Annotated in this window: 14 protein-coding genes and 2 pseudogenes; 4 read left to right on the forward strand and 12 right to left on the reverse strand. The window is 73.4% G+C overall.

The features are described from left to right. Positions 1-35 precede the first annotated feature (35 nt). The 6 genes and pseudogenes from BS75_RS11535 to hrcA all read right to left on the reverse strand — a co-directional run bounded on the left by BS75_RS11535 (position 36) and on the right by hrcA (position 8986). The gene (locus BS75_RS11535; protein WP_034088164.1) at positions 36-1109 is read right to left on the reverse strand and encodes a tetratricopeptide repeat protein; all 1074 of its coding nucleotides are present in this window, start codon (positions 1107-1109) and stop codon (positions 36-38) included. Further along, positions 1106-2478, reverse strand: a pseudogene (locus BS75_RS43295) (ATP-binding protein). The gene BS75_RS11535 and the pseudogene BS75_RS43295 overlap by 4 nt, the downstream one beginning before the upstream one ends. Before the next feature lie 96 nt (positions 2479-2574). Next, on the reverse strand, positions 2575-5865 hold the full coding sequence (locus tag BS75_RS11545) for a S41 family peptidase (RefSeq protein ID WP_034088165.1): 3291 nt from the start codon (positions 5863-5865) through the stop codon (positions 2575-2577). 58 nt (positions 5866-5923) lie between these two features. After that, positions 5924-6667, reverse strand: coding sequence for a 16S rRNA (uracil(1498)-N(3))-methyltransferase (locus BS75_RS11550; protein ID WP_034088166.1), 744 nt, complete (start codon positions 6665-6667; stop codon positions 5924-5926). Positions 6668-6748: 81 nt separating this feature from the next. Then, positions 6749-7893: pseudogene (gene dnaJ, locus BS75_RS43300) on the reverse strand (molecular chaperone DnaJ). Between the two features lie 61 nt (positions 7894-7954). Continuing rightward, positions 7955-8986, reverse strand: coding sequence for a heat-inducible transcriptional repressor HrcA (gene hrcA / locus BS75_RS11560; protein ID WP_034088167.1), 1032 nt, complete (start codon positions 8984-8986; stop codon positions 7955-7957). 183 nt (positions 8987-9169) lie between these two features. On the opposite strand from hrcA, the gene htpX reads away from it, so the two are divergent. From htpX to BS75_RS11575, 3 genes are read left to right on the forward strand one after another with little or no spacing between them, the layout of a single operon-like run. Then, on the forward strand, positions 9170-10087 hold the full coding sequence (gene htpX / locus BS75_RS11565) for a zinc metalloprotease HtpX (protein WP_034088168.1): 918 nt from the start codon (positions 9170-9172) through the stop codon (positions 10085-10087). A 57-nt stretch (positions 10088-10144) separates the two neighbouring features. Continuing rightward, a complete protein-coding gene (gene pspAB, locus BS75_RS11570) occupies positions 10145-10723 on the forward strand; it encodes a PspA-associated protein PspAB (RefSeq protein ID WP_034088169.1) in 579 nt (192 codons plus the stop codon). Between the two features lie 8 nt (positions 10724-10731). Further along, positions 10732-11562: a DUF3097 domain-containing protein gene (locus BS75_RS11575; protein WP_034092845.1), complete on the forward strand. Its 831-nt coding sequence runs from the start codon at positions 10732-10734 to the stop codon at positions 11560-11562. A 14-nt stretch (positions 11563-11576) separates the two neighbouring features. On the opposite strand, the gene BS75_RS11580 is transcribed toward BS75_RS11575, so the two are convergent. The 5 genes from BS75_RS11580 to hemW form a co-directional block, all read right to left on the reverse strand. After that, entirely contained in the window at positions 11577-12533 is a 957-nt protein-coding gene (locus BS75_RS11580; protein WP_034088170.1) for a hypothetical protein, read from the reverse strand. Next, entirely contained in the window at positions 12530-12964 is a 435-nt protein-coding gene (locus BS75_RS11585; RefSeq protein ID WP_034088171.1) for a hypothetical protein, read from the reverse strand. Before BS75_RS11585 ends, BS75_RS11580 begins: the two co-directional genes overlap by 4 nt. Beyond that, entirely contained in the window at positions 12957-14006 is a 1050-nt protein-coding gene (locus BS75_RS11590; RefSeq protein ID WP_034088172.1) for a hypothetical protein, read from the reverse strand. Before BS75_RS11590 ends, BS75_RS11585 begins: the two co-directional genes overlap by 8 nt. Then, positions 14006-14719, reverse strand: coding sequence for a WXG100-like domain-containing protein (locus BS75_RS11595; protein WP_034088173.1), 714 nt, complete (start codon positions 14717-14719; stop codon positions 14006-14008). Before BS75_RS11595 ends, BS75_RS11590 begins: the two co-directional genes overlap by 1 nt. A gap of 122 nt (positions 14720-14841) precedes the next feature. Beyond that, entirely contained in the window at positions 14842-16083 is a 1242-nt protein-coding gene (gene hemW, locus BS75_RS11600; protein WP_034088174.1) for a radical SAM family heme chaperone HemW, read from the reverse strand. 96 nt (positions 16084-16179) lie between these two features. On the opposite strand from hemW, the gene lepB reads away from it, so the two are divergent. Next, positions 16180-17070, forward strand: coding sequence for a signal peptidase I (gene lepB, locus BS75_RS11605; RefSeq protein ID WP_034088175.1), 891 nt, complete (start codon positions 16180-16182; stop codon positions 17068-17070). 54 nt (positions 17071-17124) lie between these two features. Here the strand turns inward: lepB and BS75_RS11610 are convergent, their stop codons facing one another. Next, on the reverse strand, positions 17125-19053 hold the full coding sequence (locus BS75_RS11610; RefSeq protein WP_042436926.1) for an AMP-dependent synthetase/ligase: 1929 nt from the start codon (positions 19051-19053) through the stop codon (positions 17125-17127). Between the last annotated feature and the right edge of the window lie 245 nt (positions 19054-19298).

The following is a 19298-nucleotide window of genomic DNA, read 5'->3' on the forward strand; positions in this document are numbered from 1 at the left end:
CCGCCGCATCGTACCCGCGGCAGTGGTCGGCACGGTCACCCGCGCAGCGCGGCCTTGTCCTGCTCCACCGAGCGCCGGGCGGCCTGCAGCGCCAGCGCCTGGGCGACGATCCCGGCGACCAGCACCACGGTGGCCACCCCGGCCAGGGCCGGCACCGACAGCAGCGCCAGCGCGGCTATGGTCAGCGCCGAGACCCCGAGCAGGCTGTAGCCGACGTAGCGGCTGCGCCTGGCCGACAGCAGCAGCGGACGGCGCAGCTGCGCCGGGACCTGGCGGACCGCCCACAGCAGCCAGCCGCCCCAGGCCAGGACCACGACCCCGAGGCAGATGCCGCGTGCGGTCCAGTCGGTCTGCCCCTGGGCCTGCACCATCACGTTGACCAGCAGGAAGCAGGCGATCGAGATCCACCGGGCGGGCGCGATCAGCCGGACGGTGACCACCCGGAGGTTGTGCACGCCCAGGCCCGAGGTCGACTGGTCGGCCGCGGCGACGGCGGCGAAGCCCTGGGCCGCGCCGTAGTTGTCGCCGCGCTGCATCTGCAGCAGCGCCAGCTGGTTGCGGGCGGCCCGGTGCTCGGGGTCCAGCCGCAGCGCCTCGCGGTAGCACTCCTCCGCCTCGGGGCGGTGCCCGGAGCGCTCGGCGACCCGCCCGAGGATGAAGTGGGTGTCCGGCTCGTGGGGGGCGAGCTCCCTGGCCCGGAACGCCGCCTGCTGGGCGACGGCGGAGTGGAAGTAGCCGGCCGTGTTGGCCAGCAGCACCTTGGCCACCAGCATGTGCCCGTACCAGTGGTGCGGGTCCAGCCGGACCGACTCCCCGGCCGCCGCCCAGGCCGGCTCCCACTGCTCCAGCTCGATCAGCGCCAGCGTCCGGAAGCGCCAGGCCACGACCTGGTCGGGCTTGTGCGCCAGCGCCTGGTCGGCGGCGTGCAGGGCCTCCCGGTAGTCGTGCTGGGCGTAGTGGCAGCGGGCCATCACGCACCAGGCGTCGACGTTGCCGGGCTGCTCGGCCAGGGCCTCGGCCAGCAGCGGCAGGGCCTGCTCGGGGCGGCCGAGGTCCATCAGCGCCCGGGCCCGCTGGAGCCGCCCGAGGGCGGCGTCGTCGTCGCTCACAGCTTCCTGTTCTTCTTCAGGTAGGCCACCAGGTCGTCGTACATGCCGCCCTCGTTGGCGAACATGGCGACGTTGCGGGCGGCGGAGAACCAGGCCTCGACCGAGGGCTTCACCTGCTCGGCGGCGTCCAGCAGGTCGCGCATCCCGATCATCCGGACCTGGCCGCTGGCGGCGGAGTCCAGCAGCGCCGTCTCGGCCGCCGACTCGCAGACGTGGGCCAGGTCGGCGCCGGAGTAGCCGTCGGTCTTCTTGGCCAGCTTGCCCAGGTCCACGCCCTCGATCGGGCGGTCCCGCAGGTGGTAGCGGAGCACCGCCTCGCGGGCGGGCTGGTCCGGCGGCAGCACCAGCAGCGTCCGGTCCAGCCGCCCGGGGCGGCGTAGCGCGGTGTCGACGTCCCAGGGGTGGTTGGTGGCGGCGAGGACGAAGACGCCCTCGTTGTCGGACTGGGCGCCGTCCAGCTCGGTCAGCAGCTGGTTGACGGTGCCGCGCATGGCGTTGTGGCGCAGGCTGCTGCGCTTGCCGCCGAGGGCGTCGATCTCGTCCAGGAAGATCACACAGGGGGCGTTGCGGCGGGCCGCCGCGAAGACCTCGTGCAGGTTCCGCTCGGACTGGCCGATGTACATGTCCAGCACGTCGCTGAGGCTGACCGAGATGAACTTGGCGCCCAGCTCGCCGGCGACGGCGCGGGCGATGAAGGTCTTGCCGCAGCCGGGGGACCGTAGAGCAGCAGCCCGCCGCGGAGCGACTTGCCGTAGAGGCGGCGCAGTTCGGGGTTGCGCATCGGGGCCAGGAAGGCGGCCTGGAGCCGCTTCTTGACCTCGGTCATGCCGCCCACGTCGGCGAGGCCGACCCGGCTGGTCTCGACGTCCCAGTCGAACTGGTCGCCCGGGGCGTCCTCGCCCTCGGCGGCCATCCGCTCGGGCTCCGGGTCCGGGTCGACGAAGCGCGGCTGGACCACGTCGCTGAGCTGCTGCTCGGCGGTGCTCCAGTCGAAGACCGGGGGCTCGGACGGCGGCAGCGGCTGCGACTGCGCAGGCTGGACGGGCGGCACCGGTTGGGCGAGCTCGGCCGACTCGGGCATCGACTCGGGCATCGGGTCCGGCAGCCCCTCCGGCACCGGTTCGGCAGCGGGGGCAGGGGCGGGGGCAGGGGCGGGCGCGGCCGGCAGGCCCATCGCGCGCAGCATCAGCTCCCGGGCCTCGGGGTTCCCCGGCTCGTACTGCAGCGCCACCGCGACCTGGGACACGGCCTCCTGGGGCGCGCCGGCGTCCAGCAGCAGCGCGGCCAGGTGCAGGCGCAGGGGGACGTCCGCCGGAGCCGCCTCGACGGCGGCGCGCAGACTGCGGATCAACGGGGAGTCTTCAGCCATACGGCTGACCCTACGGGGTGGTGATCTGCGGGTTCCACAGGGTCGGGGCTATTGCCCCGGTCCTGTCCTGCTTCTCACATTCGCCCGCCGCCCGCGCTACAGCCGCGGCACCTCCGGCGGGGTGGCCGCCGGGTGCTCCGCGAGCGCCTCCAGCGCGATCCGCACCGCCGTGTCCAGCTGCGGGTCGCGGCCGGCCACCCAGTCCTGCGGGGTGCAGACCACCTCCACGTCCGGGTCCACCCCGTGGTTCTCCAACCCCCAGCCGTAGCCCTCCATCCAGGTCGAGTAGCGCGGCTGGGTCACCCCGGTGCCGTCCACCAGCTCGTAGCGCGAGTCGATCCCGATGACGCCGCCCCAGGTGCGGACGCCGACCACCGGACCCAGCCGCAGGGCCTGGAAGGCGGCGTTGACGATGTCGCCGTCCGAGCCGCAGAACTCGTCGGCGACGGCGACCAGCGGGCCGCGCGGCGCGTACTCGGGGTAGGTGTACGGCGTGCGGTCCCGCGTCCGGCTCCAGCCGATGACCCGGCGGTTCAGCTTCTCCACCACCAGCTGCGAGGTGTGCCCGCCCCGGTTCTCCCGGACGTCGACCACCAGGCCGTCCCTGGCCATCTCCCGCTGGAGGTCGCGGTGCAGCTGCGCCCAGCCGCTGGCGACCATGTCCGGGACGTGGAGGTAGCCCAGCCGGCCCTCGGACAGCGCGTGGACCCGGGCCCGCCGGCCCGCCACCCAGGCGTGGTAACGCAGCGGCTCCTCGTCGCCGATCGGTACCACCACGACCGCGCGCTCGGCCCCGTCGACCCCGGCCACGGTCAGCTCCACCGGCTTGCCGACCGTCCCGGCCAGCAGCGGCGCGGGGCCGGTGACCGGGTCGACCGGACGGCCGTCCACCGCCAGCAGCGCCTCCCCGGCGCGGACGTTGACTCCGGGGGCGGCCAGCGGGGAGCGGGCGGCCGGGTCCGAGGACTCGCCGGCCAGCACCCGGACCACCCGCCAGCGGCCGTCGCCGTCCCGGGCCAGGTCCGCGCCGAGCAGGCCCTGTCGGCGCCCGGGCGGCGCGCCGTGCCCGAAGTCGCGGACGTAGGCGTGCGAGGTGCCCAGCTCGCCCTGGAGCTCCCAGAGCAGGTCGACCAGGTCGTGGTGGCTGCCGACCCGCTCCACCAGCGGACGGTAGCGGCGCTGCACCGCGTCCCAGTCCAGGCCGCCCAGGTCGATCCGCCAGAAGTTGTCCCGGGCCAGCCGGGCGGTCTCGTCGAACATCTGCCGCCACTCGGCGGCGGGGTCGACGGTGACCCGCACCCGGGCGAGGTCGACCTGGACGGACTCGTCCGGGTCCTCCCGGCCGACCTTGCGGTCGGCCGGCACGATCCGCAGCTCCTCGTGGTCGACCACGGCCAGTCGGCTGCCGTCGCCGGAGACGCGGAACCAGCTGAGGGCGTCGACCAGGGTCTCCGCCCGGCGGCCGGCGAAGTCGAAGCGCTCCAGCGCCGCCCGCTCGGGCTTGGCCTCCGGGGTGGCCCTGGCCGTGCCCAGCTGGCCGGCCAGCGGCCGGCTCAGCCAGGCCACCCCGCCGTTGACCGCCTGCAGCGCCGAGTAGCGCCCGGCCGGGACCGGGAAGGGCACGATCCGGTCGGCCAGGCCCGCCAGGTCGACCCGGGTCGGGGCGGGCCGGTCCCGCTGCTCGGCCGGCGCAGCCGGGTCGTCGGCCGCGACCGGGTCATCCGCCCCGGCGCCGTCGACGGGACCGGCCGCGGCGGCAGGGGCCGCGACCGGGGCCGGGGTCGGCCCCTCGCCGCCCTTGCCCGGCGGGCGACCCCGGAGCTCCGGGCCGAAGGGCGACAGGGTGTCCGCCGCCAGCGTCAGCAGATAGGGGCGGCAGGCCAGCGGGAAGGACAGGTCGAAGACATGGGCGTCGTAGACCGGGTCGAAGTCGCGGACCGACAGGAAGGCCAGGTGCTTGCCGTCGGTGGTGAAGGCCGGGGAGAAGTCGGTGAAGCGCGGCTCGGTCAGCTCGGTCACCGAGCCGTCCGCGAGTCGGGCGATCCGCAGCTGCCGCGGGGACTCCAGCTGGTCGACCCGCTGCGACCAGACCAGCCACTGCGAGTCCGGCGAGAACACCGGGCCGGTCGCCTCGCCCCCGGCGCTCCGGCCCAGCTCGGTGACGGCGGGGTCGCCGTCCGGGGCCGCCGCGTCGAGCAGCAGCACCCGGCCGTCGCGGTCGGCGACAGCCAGCCGGGCGCCGTCCGGGGAGACGGCCAGGGCCTCGACCCGGCCGATCCGCCCGGCCGCGATGCGCCGGCCGTCGGCGAACTCCAGCGCGTCGTCGCCCTCGGCGTCGGTCACCCAGACCGCGCCGCCGTCCGGGAGCACCCGGGGCAGCCGGTGGCGGACGCCCGGCGCGTCGGCCAGCACCCGCGCCGGGCCGTCCCGGTGGGTCACCCGGTGGATCGTGCCGCGCACCTCGACCAGGCTGGACCGGCCCTCGGCGTCCGGCTGGACGGCGCCCAGGTAGCGGCCGGCCTGGACCGGGTAGGGCAGCCGCCCGGTCGACGGGCCGCCGAGGCGGATCTCCAGCCGGCGCGGCCGGGCCTGCTCCAGGTCGTCGACCAGCCAGAGGTCGCCGCCGCTGTGGTGGACGACCCGGACGCCGTCGGTCGAGGCGTTGCGGGCGTAGAAGTCGTGTTCGCCGTGGCTGCGCAGGTCGGAGCCGTCCGGCAGGCTGGACCAGAGCCGGCCCTGGCCGTCGTGGTCGCTGAGGAAGGCGATCCGCTCCCCCACCCACATCGGCGAGTCGATGTTGCCGTCGAGGTCGGCGTGGATCCTGGCGAAGTCCCCCTCGGCGCCGTCCGTGCCGGGCGTGCCCAGCCAGAGCTTGCCGGCCGTGCCGCCCCGGTAGCGCTTCCAGCGCGCCGGCTCCACGCCCATCCCGGCGCTGCCGAGCAGCACCCGCGCGCCGCCGGGCTCGGCGGCGACCGCGCTCACCCGCCCGTACGGCAGTTCCCGGGCCGGGCCGCCGTCCAGCGGCACCGCGAAGGCCCAGACATGCACCCCGGACATCCGGCCGACCGAGCTGAGCGCCAGCACCTCGCCCTCGGCGGTCCAGCCGGCCACCGCGGTCTTCGCGCTGCCCCAGTGGGTCAGCCGCCGCGCCGGGCCGCCCTCGACCGGGGCGACGTGCACCTCCGGCGCCCCGTCCCGGCTGGAGGTCCAGGCCAGCAGCGTGCCGTCCGGGGAGAACCGGGGACGGCTCACCGGCGCCCGGTCCGCGCTCACCCGCCAGGCCCGGCCGCCCTCGACCGGGGCCAGCCAGACGTCGTCCTCGGCCACGAAGGCGACCAGTCCGTCATGCAGATGGGGATACCGGAACCAACCCGCGGGTGGAGTCACCCGGCCACAGTAACCGCGCCGCTGACCGTTCGACAGGGTGCGTTCCGCGGCTCCGGGCTCAGCTCCAGCGCCCGCTGCGGCCGAGCAGCAGCGCCCCGGCGGCCACGCCGGCGGTGGAGGTCCGCAGCACCGAGCGGCCCAGCCGGACCGGGGCCGCGCCGGCCTCGGCGAAACGCGCCAGCTCGTCCGGGGAGACCCCGCCCTCCGGGCCGACGACCAGCACCACGTCGCCGGAGGCCGGCAGGGTGGCGTCCGCCAGCGGCTGGGCGCCCTCCTCGTGCAGCACCGCGCCCAGCGCCGCGCCGGCCAGCAGTTCGGCGACCTGCCGGGTGCTCATCGGTTCCGCGACGGTCGGGAAGCGGAGCCGGCGGGACTGCTTGCCGGCCTCGCGGGCGGTGGCCCGCCACTTCGCCAGCGCCTTCGCCCCGCGCTCGCCCTTCCACTGGGTGATGCAGCGGGAGGCCGCCCAGGGCACCACCTCGTCCACGCCGACCTCGGTCATCAGCTCGACCGCCAGCTCGCCCCGGTCGCCCTTGGGCAGTGCCTGGACCACGACCAGCCGGAGCTCGGGAGCGGGCTCGGCCAGCAGCCCGCCGACCCGGACCTCCAGCACGTCCTTGCCCTCGACGCCGCAGACCTCGCCGGACACCCCGGCTCCGGCGCCGTCGGTGAGCACCACCTGCTCGCCGACGGTCAGCCGGCGCACGGCGACGGCATGCCGGCCCTCCGCCCCGTCGAGGCGGACCACCCCCCCGACGGGGGCGAGCCGGGCGGTGTCCACGACGAACACGGGGGCGGTCACATGGTCTCCAAGCGGGGAGAGCCCGAGGGGGCGGGCCGTCAGCGGCCCGCCCCCTCGGTGGTCGGTTCTGTGCGGACGGGCTCAGCGCCCGTTGAACGCGTCCTTCAGCCGGGAGAAGAGTCCCTGCTGGCCGGGGGCGAAGGTGCCCGAGGGGCGCTCCTCGCCGCGCAGCTTGGCGAGCCGGCGGAGCAGGTCCTCCTGCTCGGCGTCGAGCTTGCTCGGGGTCTGCACCTCGACATGCACTATCAGGTCGCCCCGGCCGCCGCCGCGCAGGTGGGTGATGCCCCGCCCGTGCAGCGGGATCGACTGGCCGGACTGGGTGCCGGGACGGACGTCGATCTCGACGCCGCCGTCCAGGGTCTCCAGCGGGACCTTGGTGCCCAGCGAGGCCGCCGTCATCGGCAGGGTGACCGTGCAGTGCAGGTCGTCCCCGCGCCGTTGGAAGGTCGAGTGGGCGTTCTCGCTGATCTCGACGTAGAGGTCGCCGGCCGGGCCGCCGCCGGGGCCGACCTCGCCCTCGCCGGCCAGCTGGATCCGGGTGCCGTTGTCGACACCGGCCGGGATCTTCACGGTCAGGGTGCGCCGGGCGCGGACCCGGCCGTCGCCGGCGCACTCGGGGCAGGGGGTCGGCACGACCGTGCCGAAGCCCTGGCACTGCGGGCACGGGCGCGAGGTCATGACCTGGCCCAGGAAGGACCGGGTGACCTGCGACACCTCGCCGCGACCGCGACACATGTCACAGGTCTGGGCGGAGGTACCGGGGGCCGCGCCCTCGCCGTTGCAGGTGGTGCAGACGACGGCGGTGTCCACCTGGATGTCCTTGGTGGTGCCGAACGCCGCCTCTTCGAGGTCGATGTCGATCCGGATCATCGCGTCCTGGCCGCGCCGGGTGCGCGAGCGCGGGCCGCGCTGGCCGCCGGCCGCGCCGCCGAAGAAGGCGTCCATGATGTCGCTGAAGCCGAAGCCGGCCCCGGCGCCGAAGCCGCCGGGCCCGCACCGCCGCCGTTGGCGGAGAGCGGGTCACCGCCCAGGTCGTAGATCTGCCGCTTGTTGGGGTCCGAGAGGACCTCGTAGGCGGCGTTGATCTCCTTGAACCGCTCCTGGGTCTTCGGGTCCGGGTTGACATCCGGATGGAGTTCTCTCGCCAGACGGCGGAACGCCTTCTTGATCTCGTCCTGACCCGCGTCACGCCGGACGCCGAGTACCGCGTAGTAGTCCGTGGCCACCAAAATGCTCCGCTTGTTTCCGTTCGCGCCGACGATCCAGTATCCAGCTCAGGCAAGGACGCTAGGACGCCGCCAGGATCTGGCCGACGTACCGCGCCACTGCCCGGACGGCGCCCATGGTGCCCGGGTAGTCCATCCGCGTCGGCCCGACCACGCCCAGTTTGGCGACGGTCTCGTCGCCCGAACCGTAGCCCACCGACACGACCGACGTGGAATTCAGCCCCTCGTAGGCGTTCTCCCGGCCGATCCGCACCATCATGCCCGCGTCCGCGGTCTCTCCGAGCAACTTCAGCAGGACCACCTGCTCCTCCAGGGCCTCCAGCACGGGGGCGATGGTGAGCGGGAAGTCGTGCGGGAAGCGGGTGAGGTTGGCCGAACCGCCGATGACGATCCGCTCCTCGGTCTGCTCCGCCAGCGCCTCGAAGAGGGTCGACAGCACGGCCGTGACCACGCCCCGGTCCTCGTGCTCGAAGCCCTCGGGGAGGTCCTGCAGCAGGGTCGGCACCTCGGCGAAGCGCTGGCCCCCGGCACTGCTGTTCAACCGCGCCCGCAGGTCCGCGAGCAGCGTCTCGCCGACCGCCGAGGGGCAGTCGATCAGCCGCTGCTCGACCCGGCCGGTGTCGGTGATCAGCACCAGCATCACCCGGGTCGGGGTGAGCGAGACCAGTTCGACGTGGCGCACGGCCGAACGCGAGAGCGAGGGGTACTGGACCACCGCGACCTGCCGGGTCAGCTGCGCCAGCAGCCGCACCGTCCGGGCCACCACGTCGTCCAGGTCCAGCGCGTGGTCCAGGAAGTTGCCGATGGCTCGGCGCTCCGCCCCGGACAGTGGCTTGACCTCGGTCAACCGGTCGACGAAGAGCCGGTAGCCCTTGTCGGTCGGCACCCGTCCGGCGCTGGTGTGCGGCTGGTGGATGTAGCCCTCGTCCTCCAGTGCGGCCATGTCGTTACGCACGGTGGCCGGGGACACGCCGAGATTGTGCCGTTCGACCAGGGCCTTCGAGCCCACCGGCTCCTCGGTCCCGACATAGTCCTGGACGATGGCACGCAGCACCGCGAGCTTGCGGTCGTCGAGCTTGCGCTCCTCAAGCACGGGGCACGCACCTCCTGCGGTCGGTCGGTTCTGGCACTCTGGGGAAAGGAGTGCCAATACCCGTCCGGCCAGTGTAAGGCGGAAGGGTGCGCCACCGGAACGGCCGGGCCGCCCCGGACGTACTTGTGGGTAAGCCCGACAGGGCAGAATTGCATGGAGAAGGCACACTTTGAGGAGAGAGTCATGGCCAGGACACGCTTTGCCCCCGACCGGGGCTTGACCAACCGCATGGTCCTGACGATGTTCCTGATCGGGCTGCTGTACGTGGTCTTCGTCGGCGCGCTGATCGTGCTGCTCAAGGGCGCCTGGCCGATCGTGGTCGTGGTCGCCGCCGGGCTGTTCATCGCCCAGTTCTGGTTCAGCGACAAGATCGCCGCCTTCAGCATGGGCGCCCGCGAGGTCACCCCGCAGGAGTTCCCGGAGCTGCACGGCGCCGTGGACCGGCTCTGCGCGCTGGCCGACATGCAGAAGCCGCGGGTGGCCGTCGCTCAGAGTGACGTACCGAACGCCTTTGCGACCGGCCGCAACGAGAAGAACGCCGTGGTCTGCGTCACCACCGGGCTGCTCCGCCGGCTGGAGCCGGAGGAGCTGGAGGGCGTGCTCGCCCACGAGCTCTCCCACGTCGCCCACAAGGACGTGATGGTGATGACCATCGCCGGCTTCCTGGGCGTGCTGGCCGGTGTGATCACCAGGGTGGGCGTCCAGTTCGGGATGTTCGGCGGCTTCGACCGCCGCGACAACCGGGACGACAACAGCGGGATGATCATGCTCGCGGTGATCGCGGTCAGCGCGGTCGCCTACGCCATCAGCTTCCTGCTGACCCGGATGCTCTCCCGCTACCGCGAGCTGTCCGCCGACCGCTCGGCCGCCGAGCTGACCGGCCGCCCCTCGGCGCTGGCCTCGGCGCTGACCAAGGTCACCGGGCAGATGGCCGCCATCCCCACCCAGGACCTGCGCCGCGCGCAGCCGTTCAACGCCTTCTACTTCGCCCCGGCGCTGAAGCCGAGCGAGGCGATCAGCAACGCGTTCTCGACCCACCCCTCGCTGGAGAAGCGGCTGGAGCAGCTCGGCAAGATCTCCGCCGAGCTCGGCCGCCAGTAGCCCCTTCGGGGCCCGCACCGCCTCCTGCCCGCCCTGCCTACCGAGGAGCTGACCCCCATGGGCTTCCTGGACGCCCTGCTCGGCCGCACCAAGCCCGTCAAGCCCGACCTGGACCAGCTCTTCGGCCTGCCCTCGGCGGCGATCACGCTGGAGGCCGCCGCCGGGTTCAAGCCCACCGGCGTCGGCTCGGTCTGCTTCGCCGCAGCCGAGGGCGGCGCCTTCGCCCAGATCCAGCAGGACGTCCAGGCGCTGCTGGACGCCGACACCGGCCGGGGCGGCACGCCGATCGAGTCCAGCCGGGACTCCTACGGCTACACCTGGCTGACCTCCCGGCACGACCCGGAGGACTTCGTCTCGCTGGTCAACGACATCCACGCGGTCAACAGCGCGCTGGAGAGCACCGGCTTCGGGCCGCAGCTGCTCTGCTCGCTGGTCAACTTCACCGACGTCCAGCACCGCCGGCTGGCGCTGGTCTACCTGTTCAAGCGGGGCAGCTTCTACCCCTTCGCCCCGCTGCCCGGCGAGAAGCGGGACAACCCGCTGGAGATCCAGATCAAGGCGATGATCGGCAACGACCTGCGGCTGGAGCAGGACCTCACCCGCTGGTTCCCGGTGTGGGGAGCCCCCGGCCTGTGACCCGCCCCGTGGACAGCCGCCGCTACAGCCCCGACCTGACCCCGCCGTGGAAGCGGTCGGTCCCCGCGCCCGAGGTGCCCGCCGAGCGGGACCTGGTGGTGGAGGAGGTCGTCACCGGCTTCTGCGGGGCCGTGCTGCGGGTCGAGAAGACCGCCGAGGGCTTCACCGTCACCCTGGAGGACCGGCACCGCAAGGTCCGGGTTTTCCCGATGACGCCGAGCGGCTTCCTGCTCGACGGCAAGCCGGTGACCCTGGTCCGCCCCGGCACCGCCGCCGGACCGGCCGCGCCCGCGCGGACGGCCTCGGGATCGGTGGCCGTCAAGGGCGTCCGGGCCCGGGTGGCACTGCCCAGCCGGATCTACGTCGAGGGCAAGCACGACGCCGAGCTGGTCGAGCGGGTCTGGGGCGACGACCTGCGGATCGAGGGCGTGGTGGTGGAGTACCTGGAGGGGATCGACGACCTCCCGGCGATCGTCGCCTCCTTCCGCCCCGAGCCGGGACGCCGGCTGGGGGTGCTGGTCGACCACCTGGTGCCGGGCTCCAAGGAGTCCCGGATCGTCCAGCAGGTCGGCGGGGCCGACGTGCTGGTGGTCGGCCACCCCTACATCGACGTCTGGGCCGCGGTGAAGCCGGCCTCGGTCGGCATCCCGGCCTGGCCGGAGGTGCCGCGCGGCGAGGAGTGGAAGCTCGGCGTCTGCCGTCGCCTCGGCTGGCCGGCCGACACCGGAGACGCCTGGCGGCGCCGGATCCTGGCCTCCGTCAACTCCTACAAGGACCTGGACCCGACGCTGCTGCGCGCGGTCGAGGAACTGATCGACTTCGTGACCGCTCCGGCGTGACCGCTCCGGCGTGATCAGCGGGCCGGACCGGGCGCGGCGAGCGGGCGGAGCTCCTCGGTCATCTCGTCGAGGTCGTCCGCCGGGACCCGGGCGCGCCAGGCGTGGCGGCCGGCGGCGGAGAGGCCCAACCAGGCGGCCTCCTCGGCGTTGCCACTGGTGAGGGCCAGGGTGGCGATGCCGTCGGTGGTCGCCAGGACCTCGAAGGGGGCGCCGCGCCAGGACACCAGCAGCCGGCGGTAGCCGACCTCCTCGCACTGGGCGAATTCCAGCCGCCGGGTCAGCGTCGTGCCGTCCTCGGCGGCCCGGTAGGCGGTGGCCTCGCCCGGGTTCGGGCCGAAGTCGGCGAGGTGGGGCGTGCCCTGGAAGGTGACCATCAGGCCGCGCGCTACGCCGCCGCCTCCCGGAGCGGGCACCACGGGGCCGGTGGGCAGGCCGAGGTCCTCGGCGGCCGGGAAGGCGTGCCAGCCGGAGTGGCGGCCGGAGTAGCGGGCCAGTGGCTGCTCCCAGCCTTCGGCGCCGTCCTCGGCCAGGTGCCAGAGTTCGGCGCCGACCGGGGCCTCGGTGAGCTCCAGCCAGTACTCGGGAACGGCCACCGGCAGGTACTCGGTGTAGCCGGTGCCGAGGAACGGGGCGGGCAGCACCAGGGTGGAGCCGAGCCTGGCCGCAGCGGCGGTGCTCCGGCCGCCGAACGAGGCCCGGAACAGCTCCGGCCAGTGCGCCTGGAAGCGCAGCACGAACAGGCCGTCCCCCACCGGGAAGTCGGCTTCGGCCCCGGCCAGCCCGTGGTGGGCCCGCACGGCCGCGCCCGACTCGGCGTCGATCACGTCCACCAGGCGGGAGCACAGCCCCCACAGTGCGGACGGCTCGAAGCTGCCGGGCACGACGGTGTTGGCCAGGTACTGCCCGGCGAGCTGCCGGGTGACCGGCAGCTGGATGACGGTACGGGGGGAGAGCCCGGCGGTGGTGGTCATTCCGGGTGCCGTTCCTTCCAGGTGGCGAGCAGGTCGTGGCGCTCCTCGGTGAGGTCGGTGACCTCCTCCAGGGGAAAGGTGCCCTCGTACTCGATGGCCCCGGTCCGCGTCAGGTGGGCGTCGGCGAAGGCCGCCCCCTTGGTGCCCAGGTAGTACCCGTTGATCCGGCCGTCACGGGCTCCGCCGCTGGAGAAGAGCTCGCCCTTCCAGCGGAACGTCCAGCTGGAGGCGTACCAGGCGGTGACGTCCGCGGGCGCGACGAGGAAGACGTCGGCACGTCCCCCGGGATCCGGTTCCAAGCCCTCCGGGACGGGCGCGCGCCCCTCGACCCGGAGCGGGATCATCGGCAGGCGATCGTCGGTCAGGGCCCGGTAGGTCCGGCCCCGGTACTCGACGAACCGACCGGGGCGGTACGGGCGTGCGCTAGCCATTGATCTTGATCCACCTGATTCCGTTGAAGTGGGCGGCGAGAGACTCCTTGCCGTCCGAAGTCATTCTCCAGATCTCGGACCCGCCGGGCAGGGGGCCGCGAGCGGCCTCCCACTCGGGTATCCCTCCGCCGGTGTAGCCGGTGCCGATGAAGGGGTCCTGCCAGGGGCGCCCGGTGCTCACCCCGGCCAGGTCGGCGACGTGCTGGGCGACGGCCGGATCGTCGACCGCGCCGAAGGTGACGGCGGTGTCGAACTCCTCGGGGGCGCGCAGCCGCAGCTGGTAGGCCTCACTCGCCCCCTCCGGAACCGGGGTCCAACCGGCGCCCTTGTCGTCGAGGGCGAGGGCGTCGCGCAGCTCGGCGGGGGTGGTCAGGCCGGCGGTGTCGGTGCCGCGCGCGACGGAGCCGCCGAACTGGGTCGGATCGAACTCGCGCCCGTTGGGCAGGACCTCCGCGTTCTCCATGTAGGACTTGGCGACGTCCTCGCCGAGGACCTTGGTGACGACCTGGCCGTCCGAGATCGTGATGGTGTTGCGGACGTCCACCACCTGCTGGATCTGCTCGTCCGTCAGATCGTTGGTGGGGGTGGTCCGGAGCCGGTCGTGCTCGGCGCGGTCCAGTCCGCGGGCGTTCAGCTCCTGGTCGATCTGGGTGTCGAAATCCGGCGAGTCGCGCAGCGCGTCGCGGCCCAGCCGGGGCGTCCCGGGATCGAGTGCGGCCGGGGCGCCGTCGGGGAGGGGATCGGGGACAGGATCGGATCCCGGGCCGGAGTCCAGGGCATCGGCGATCCGGGAGCCTCCCCCCGCCTCCTCGGGCAGGCCGGGAGGCGTCGGGGCGGGCGGCGTCTCCTCCCTGGGCATGGTGGAGCGGAAGGACTCGGCGAGTTCGCTCTCGTTGGCCGCGTGGTCGGCGAGGTTCCTGGTCCCCTTCTCCACCGCCGCGTCGACCAGCTCGGCGTGCTTCTCGGCGATCTTCGGCAGGGACTTCTCCGCGTCCGCCCGCAGCCCCTCGAAGACCGCCTTCTCCTCTCCGCCTGCGGCCATCAGAAGGCCAGCCCGGCGACGCCGCCGCGCAGCACCTGCGCGTGGCCGCGCATGGTCTCCGCGTACCCGCTCAGCAGTTGGAGGTGCGTCCCGGCGGCGCCGTGGTCGACGGAGAAGCCGTCCCCCGGGCCGTCCTGGCCGGGCGCGCCGGTCTGCGACCAGTCCAGGCCGGACATGGCCTCCTCGATCCTGGCGAACAGCGGTTCGGCGGCGGCCTCGACGACCTCGCCGACGATGTGCTGGATGATCTCCTGCTTCAGCGTCTCCAGCAGTTCCTTCCCGGTCGCGACGATCAGCGGGACGGCGGCCTCCGCCAGCCCGAGCGTCACCACCGAGGCCGCCTGGTCCGCCACGAACGTCGCCGCCATGCCGACCAGCTCGGCCAGCGCCTCGGCCTTCTGGGCGACGATGTAGTCCGCCGCCAGGTCCAGTGCCTCCGCCAGCACCCGGCAGCCGTCGAGCAGGTCCTGGACGTGCTGCTCGGAGAGCCGGGACCAGCCGGACTGCATCCGCCGGGTGGCCGCCCCCTGGTAGGCCTGCGCGAAGTCCGCCACCGCCGTGCCGGCGTCCTGGTGCGTCCGCTCCAGGGCCGCACCGAAGTCCCGGACCAGGCCGGCGAACCGGCGGACCTCGTCCTCGTTCAGGTAGGGCCAGGGCACGCCGATGACATTGAGGAAGATCACGACCGGGCCCGGCAGATCGTCGACAGCCAAGATGCGCCCCGTTCGCGTCCCGCCAGGCCTGGGAGATTCGTGGTCGGAACCGGACCCTACCGGGTGCCGGATCCCGACCCGGCGAGGGGGTGCGCCGGGAGGGACGGGCGGTCCGCCGGGTCTCAGTCCACCAGGTCGCGCACCACCGCGTCGGCCAGCAGTCGGCCGCGCAGGGTGAGGACGGCCCGGCCGGCCGCGTAGGGCTCGGCGGCGAGCAGGCCGTCGGCCAGCGCGCGGTCGGCGGCCTTGCGGCCGGTCTCGTGCAGCAGCTCCAGCGGGCAGCCGTCGGCGAGCCGGAGCTCCAGCAGGATCCGCTCGACCCGGCGGTCCTCGGGCTCCAGCCGCTCGCGTCCGTGCGCCGGGGTGCGCGCCTCCGCGAGCGCCTGGGCGTAGGCCGCCGGGTGCTTGACGTTCCACCAGCGGACGCCGCCGACATGGCTGTGGGCGCCGGGTCCGGCGCCCCACCAGTCGGCGCCGGTCCAGTAGAGCTCGTTGTGGCGGCAGCGGGCCTCGGCGGTGGTCGCCCAGTTGGAGACCTCGTACCAGTGCAGCCCGGCCGCGCTCAGCAGTTCCTCGGCGATCAGGTAGCGGTCGGCGTGGACGTCGTCGTCGGTCATCGGGATCTCGCCGCGGCGGATCCGGGCGGCGAGCCTGGTGCCCTCCTCGACGATCAGCGCGTAGGCCGAGACATGGTCCGGGCCCGCGCCGAGCGCGGCCTCCAGCGAGGCGCGCCAGTCGTCGTCGCTCTCGCCCGGGGTGCCGTAGATCAGGTCCAGGTTGACGTGGTCGAAGCCGGCCGCGCGGGCCTCGGCCACGCAGGCCTCCGGGCGGCCCGGGGTGTGCCGGCGGTCGAGCAGGTCCAGCACGTGCGGCCGGGCGCTCTGCATGCCGAAGCTGAGCCGGTTGAAGCCGCCCTCGCGCAGCTCCGCCAGGTAGGCCGGGTCGACCGACTCCGGGTTGGCCTCGGTGGTGACCTCGGCACCCTCGGTGAGGCCGAACTCCTCGCGGATCGCGGCCAGCATCCGGACCAGGTCCCGGGCCGGGAGCAGAGTGGGCGTGCCACCGCCCAGGAAGACGGTCTGCACCGGCAGGTCGACGTCGCCGAGGGTGCGCCGGGCGTGCCGGATCTCGGCGACCAGGTTGTCGGCGTAGGTCTCCTGGGAGGCGACGGCGCCCGAGTCCCCGGCGGCCGAGCGCAGCTCGGTGGCGGTGTAGGTGTTGAAGTCGCAGTACCCGCAGCGGGTGGCGCAGTAGGGCACGTGGACGTAGAAGCCGAAGGGCCGCGTCCCGAGCCCGCGCAGCGCGGATTCGGGCAGGGCGCCGTCGGCGGGGACGGCTTCGCCGTCGGGGAGAGCGGAGGGCATGCCCTCCATTGTCCGGCATGCGCCGTCCGAACCGCGCCGCGCGGGAACTACCGTTCGTTGGGGTGATGGGTTGATCGGCACGGAGGGGACGGCGGAATGGACGAGCAGGCGGCGGGTGCGGTAACGGACGGGGCAGCGTCGGACGGAGACGTGGCCGAGGCGGTCCGCGGTGGTGGGAGCAGGACCGGAGCAGCGGCGAAGCCGCAGCGCTCGCTCTGGAAGGAGCTGCCGTTCCTGGTGGTGATCGCGCTGGTGCTGGCGGTGGTCATCAAGACCTTCTTCGTCCAGGCCTTCGTGATCCCCTCGGTGTCGATGGAGAACACCCTGGTGAAGAACGACCGGGTGCTGGTCGACAAGTTCAGCCCCTGGTTCGGGGCCGAGCCGCAGCGCGGCCAGGTGATCGTCTTCAAGGACCCGGGCGGCTGGCTCACCGGCGCGGAGGCGCCGCACCCGAGCAGCAACGCGATGGTGCGGGACACCCAGTCGGTGCTGAGCACCATCGGGCTGATGCCCTCGGCCGACGACGGCGACCTGATCAAGCGGGTGATCGCGGTCGGCGGCGACACCGTGGTCTGCAAGGCCGGGGCGCCGCTCTCGGTCAACGGCGTGGCATTGAAGGAACCGTACCTCTACCCGGGGGCCACCCCCTGCGACCAGGAACCGGTCGGCACGGTGACCGTGCCCAAGGGCTACCTGTGGGTGATGGGCGACAACCGCGGCGACTCGGAGGACTCCCGCTACCACTACCAGGGCCCGGGCAGCACGGCCGGCTTCGTGCCGCTGAGCGACGTGGTCGGCCGGGCGTTCGTGGTGGCCTGGCCGGTGGCGCACTGGGCGAGCCTGCCCTCGCCCGCCGACTTCCACCAGCCGGGGCTGCAGCAGGGCGACGAGGTCGCCGCGCCGGTCGCGCTGGGCGGTCTGGTGGTGCTCGTCGGCGCCGGGCTGGTGCTGCTGCGGGTGCGCCGTCGGCGCAGCCCGCGCGGCTGAGAGCGGTCGGTGCGGGCTGCCGGGGCCCGGTCGCGGGCCCCGGCAGCCGGGTGCTCAGGCCTCGTTGGCGCCCTCGTACATGGCCTCGATCGCGGCTGCGTTCTCGCGCTCGACGACCGGGCGCTTGACCTTGAGGCTGGGCGTCAGTTCGCCGTGCTCGATGTCGAGGTCGCGCGGCAGCACGGTGAACTTCTTGATCGTCTGCCAGCGCTGGAGGTCGCCGTTGAGGCGCTGGACGAAGCCGCCGATCAGCTCGTGCACCTCGTCGGAGGAGCAGACCTCGGCGTAGCTGCGGCCGGCCTGGCCGTGGGTCTTCGCCCACTGGAGGATGGTCGGCTCGTCCAGGGTGATCAGCGCGGTGCAGTAGTTGCGACTGTTGCCGATGACCAGGATGTTGCTGACGAAGGGGCAGACCGCCTTGAACCGGCCCTCGACCTCGCTGGGCGCCACGTACTTGCCGCCGGAGGTCTTGAAGATGTCCTTCTTGCGGTCGGTGATCCGCAGGAAGCCGTCCTTGTCCACCTCTCCGATGTCGCCGGTGTGGAACCAGCCGTCGCTCTCCAGCACCTCGGCGGTCTTCTCCGGGTTGTTGTGGTAGCCGCGCATCACGCCGGGGCCGCGCAGCAGGATCTCGCCGTCCTCCTCCGCGATCCGGACCTCGGTGCCGGGCAGCGGGGTGCCGACGGTGCCGATCCGGTAGTCCTCGCCGGGGTTGACCGTCGAGCCGGCGCTGGACTCGGTCAGGCCGTAGCCCTCCAGGATGTGCACGCCGGCGCCGGCGAAGAAGTAGCCGATCTCCGGGGCGAGCGCGGCGCTGCCGGAGACGCAGGCGCGCATCCGGCCGCCGAAGGCGTCGCGGATCTTGGTGTAGACCAGCTTGTCGGCAATGGCGTGCTGGAGCTTGAGCCCGAAGGGGACGGTCCGGTTGCCGGTGGCGATCAGCGACTCCTGCCCGGCCCGGGCGTAGTCGCGGGCGACCTTGGCGGCCCAGAGGAAGATCTTGTACTTCAGCCCGCCCTCGGCCCGGGCCTTGGACGCGATGCCGTTGTAGACCTTCTCGAACACCCGGGGCGCGGAGGCCATGTAGGTCGGCTTGACCACCGGCAGGTTGTGGATGATCCGGTCGACCCGGCCGTCCACCGCGATGACCGTGCCCAGCTGGATGTGGCCTGAGGTCAGCGTCTTGCCGAAGACGTGGGACAGCGGCAGCCAGAGGTACTGGACGTCGTCCGGGCCGAGCAGCCCGGTGCTCGACTGCGCGGCGGCCTGGTAGGCCCAGCAGTCGTGGACCAGCCGGACGCCCTTGGGACGGCCGGTGGTGCCCGAGGTGTAGATCAGGGTGGCCAGCTGCTCGCGCTCGATGGCCGCGACCGTGGTGGCGACGGCGTCCGGGTGCTCCTTGAGGTAGGCCGCGCCGCGCTCCTCCAGCTCGGCCAGGGAGAGCACCTCGACGCCCTCCTGCGGCTCCTCCGGCTTGCTGCCGTCGATGGTGACCACGAACTCCAGGGCCGGCAGGTGGCCGCACTCCCCCAGGATCTTGGCCAGCTGCTTGCCGTCCTCGGCAATAACGCCGCGGCTGCCGGAGTCCTCCAGGATGAAGGCGGTCTCGTCGGCGTTGGTGCTGGGGTAGACCGCGGTGACGGCCGCGCCGGCGCACATCACGCCGAGGTCCGCCAGGATCCACTCGATCCTGGTCGAACAGGAGATCGCCACCCGCTCCTCCGGCCGGATGCCCAGCGCCATCAGCCCGCCCGCGAGCGCCTCGACCCGCGCCGCCGCCTGCGCCCAGGTCAGCGAACGCCAGACCTCGGCGCCGGGGGCGCCGTCGGCGGCGTGCTCGTCCACCGGGACCGGGTAGCGGAAGGCCTCGCGATCGGGGGTCTGCGCGACCCGGGAGAGGAAGAGCTGCGCCACCGAGTCGGGCCGGCTGTCGATCAGCGACGGGCCGGACCCGGACGTCGCGCTCTGTGCTGTGGGGCTCACGGCTACCTCCGAGGGCCCAGTCACCGGGCCGAGACGGTTGTTAACTCACGAGTAACTAAGGGGCAACGATCAGGGTAGAACGTCACGGCCGTCCATGTAAGAGGCGTCGGTCCGCTACCTGCGCGGCACCCTCCGGAAATACACTTGCCGGTCGGCAAGTAAGCGAATTACCATGACTGCCCTGACCCGATGCCCCACCACTGCCCCGCAAAACCGGGTACGGTGTACGCAGATGTAACGCCGCT

The organism is Streptacidiphilus albus JL83 (assembly GCF_000744705.1).
Lineage (GTDB): Bacteria > Actinomycetota > Actinomycetes > Streptomycetales > Streptomycetaceae > Streptacidiphilus > Streptacidiphilus albus.

Bases quoted from the DNA above. Each gene is read 5' to 3' on its own strand.
- htpX (WP_034088168.1), top strand. From the start codon at position 9,170: ATGGCCAGGACACGCTTTGCCCCCGACCGGGGCTTGACCAACCGCATG.
- pspAB (WP_034088169.1), top strand. From the start codon at position 10,145: ATGGGCTTCCTGGACGCCCTGCTCGGCCGCACCAAGCCCGTCAAGCCC.
- BS75_RS11580 (WP_034088170.1), bottom strand. From the start codon at position 12,533: ATGACCACCACCGCCGGGCTCTCCCCCCGTACCGTCATCCAGCTGCCG.
- BS75_RS11585 (WP_034088171.1), bottom strand. From the start codon at position 12,964: ATGGCTAGCGCACGCCCGTACCGCCCCGGTCGGTTCGTCGAGTACCGG.
- BS75_RS11590 (WP_034088172.1), bottom strand. From the start codon at position 14,006: ATGGCCGCAGGCGGAGAGGAGAAGGCGGTCTTCGAGGGGCTGCGGGCG.
- hemW (WP_034088174.1), bottom strand. From the start codon at position 16,083: ATGCCCTCCGCTCTCCCCGACGGCGAAGCCGTCCCCGCCGACGGCGCC.
- lepB (WP_034088175.1), top strand. From the start codon at position 16,180: ATGGACGAGCAGGCGGCGGGTGCGGTAACGGACGGGGCAGCGTCGGAC.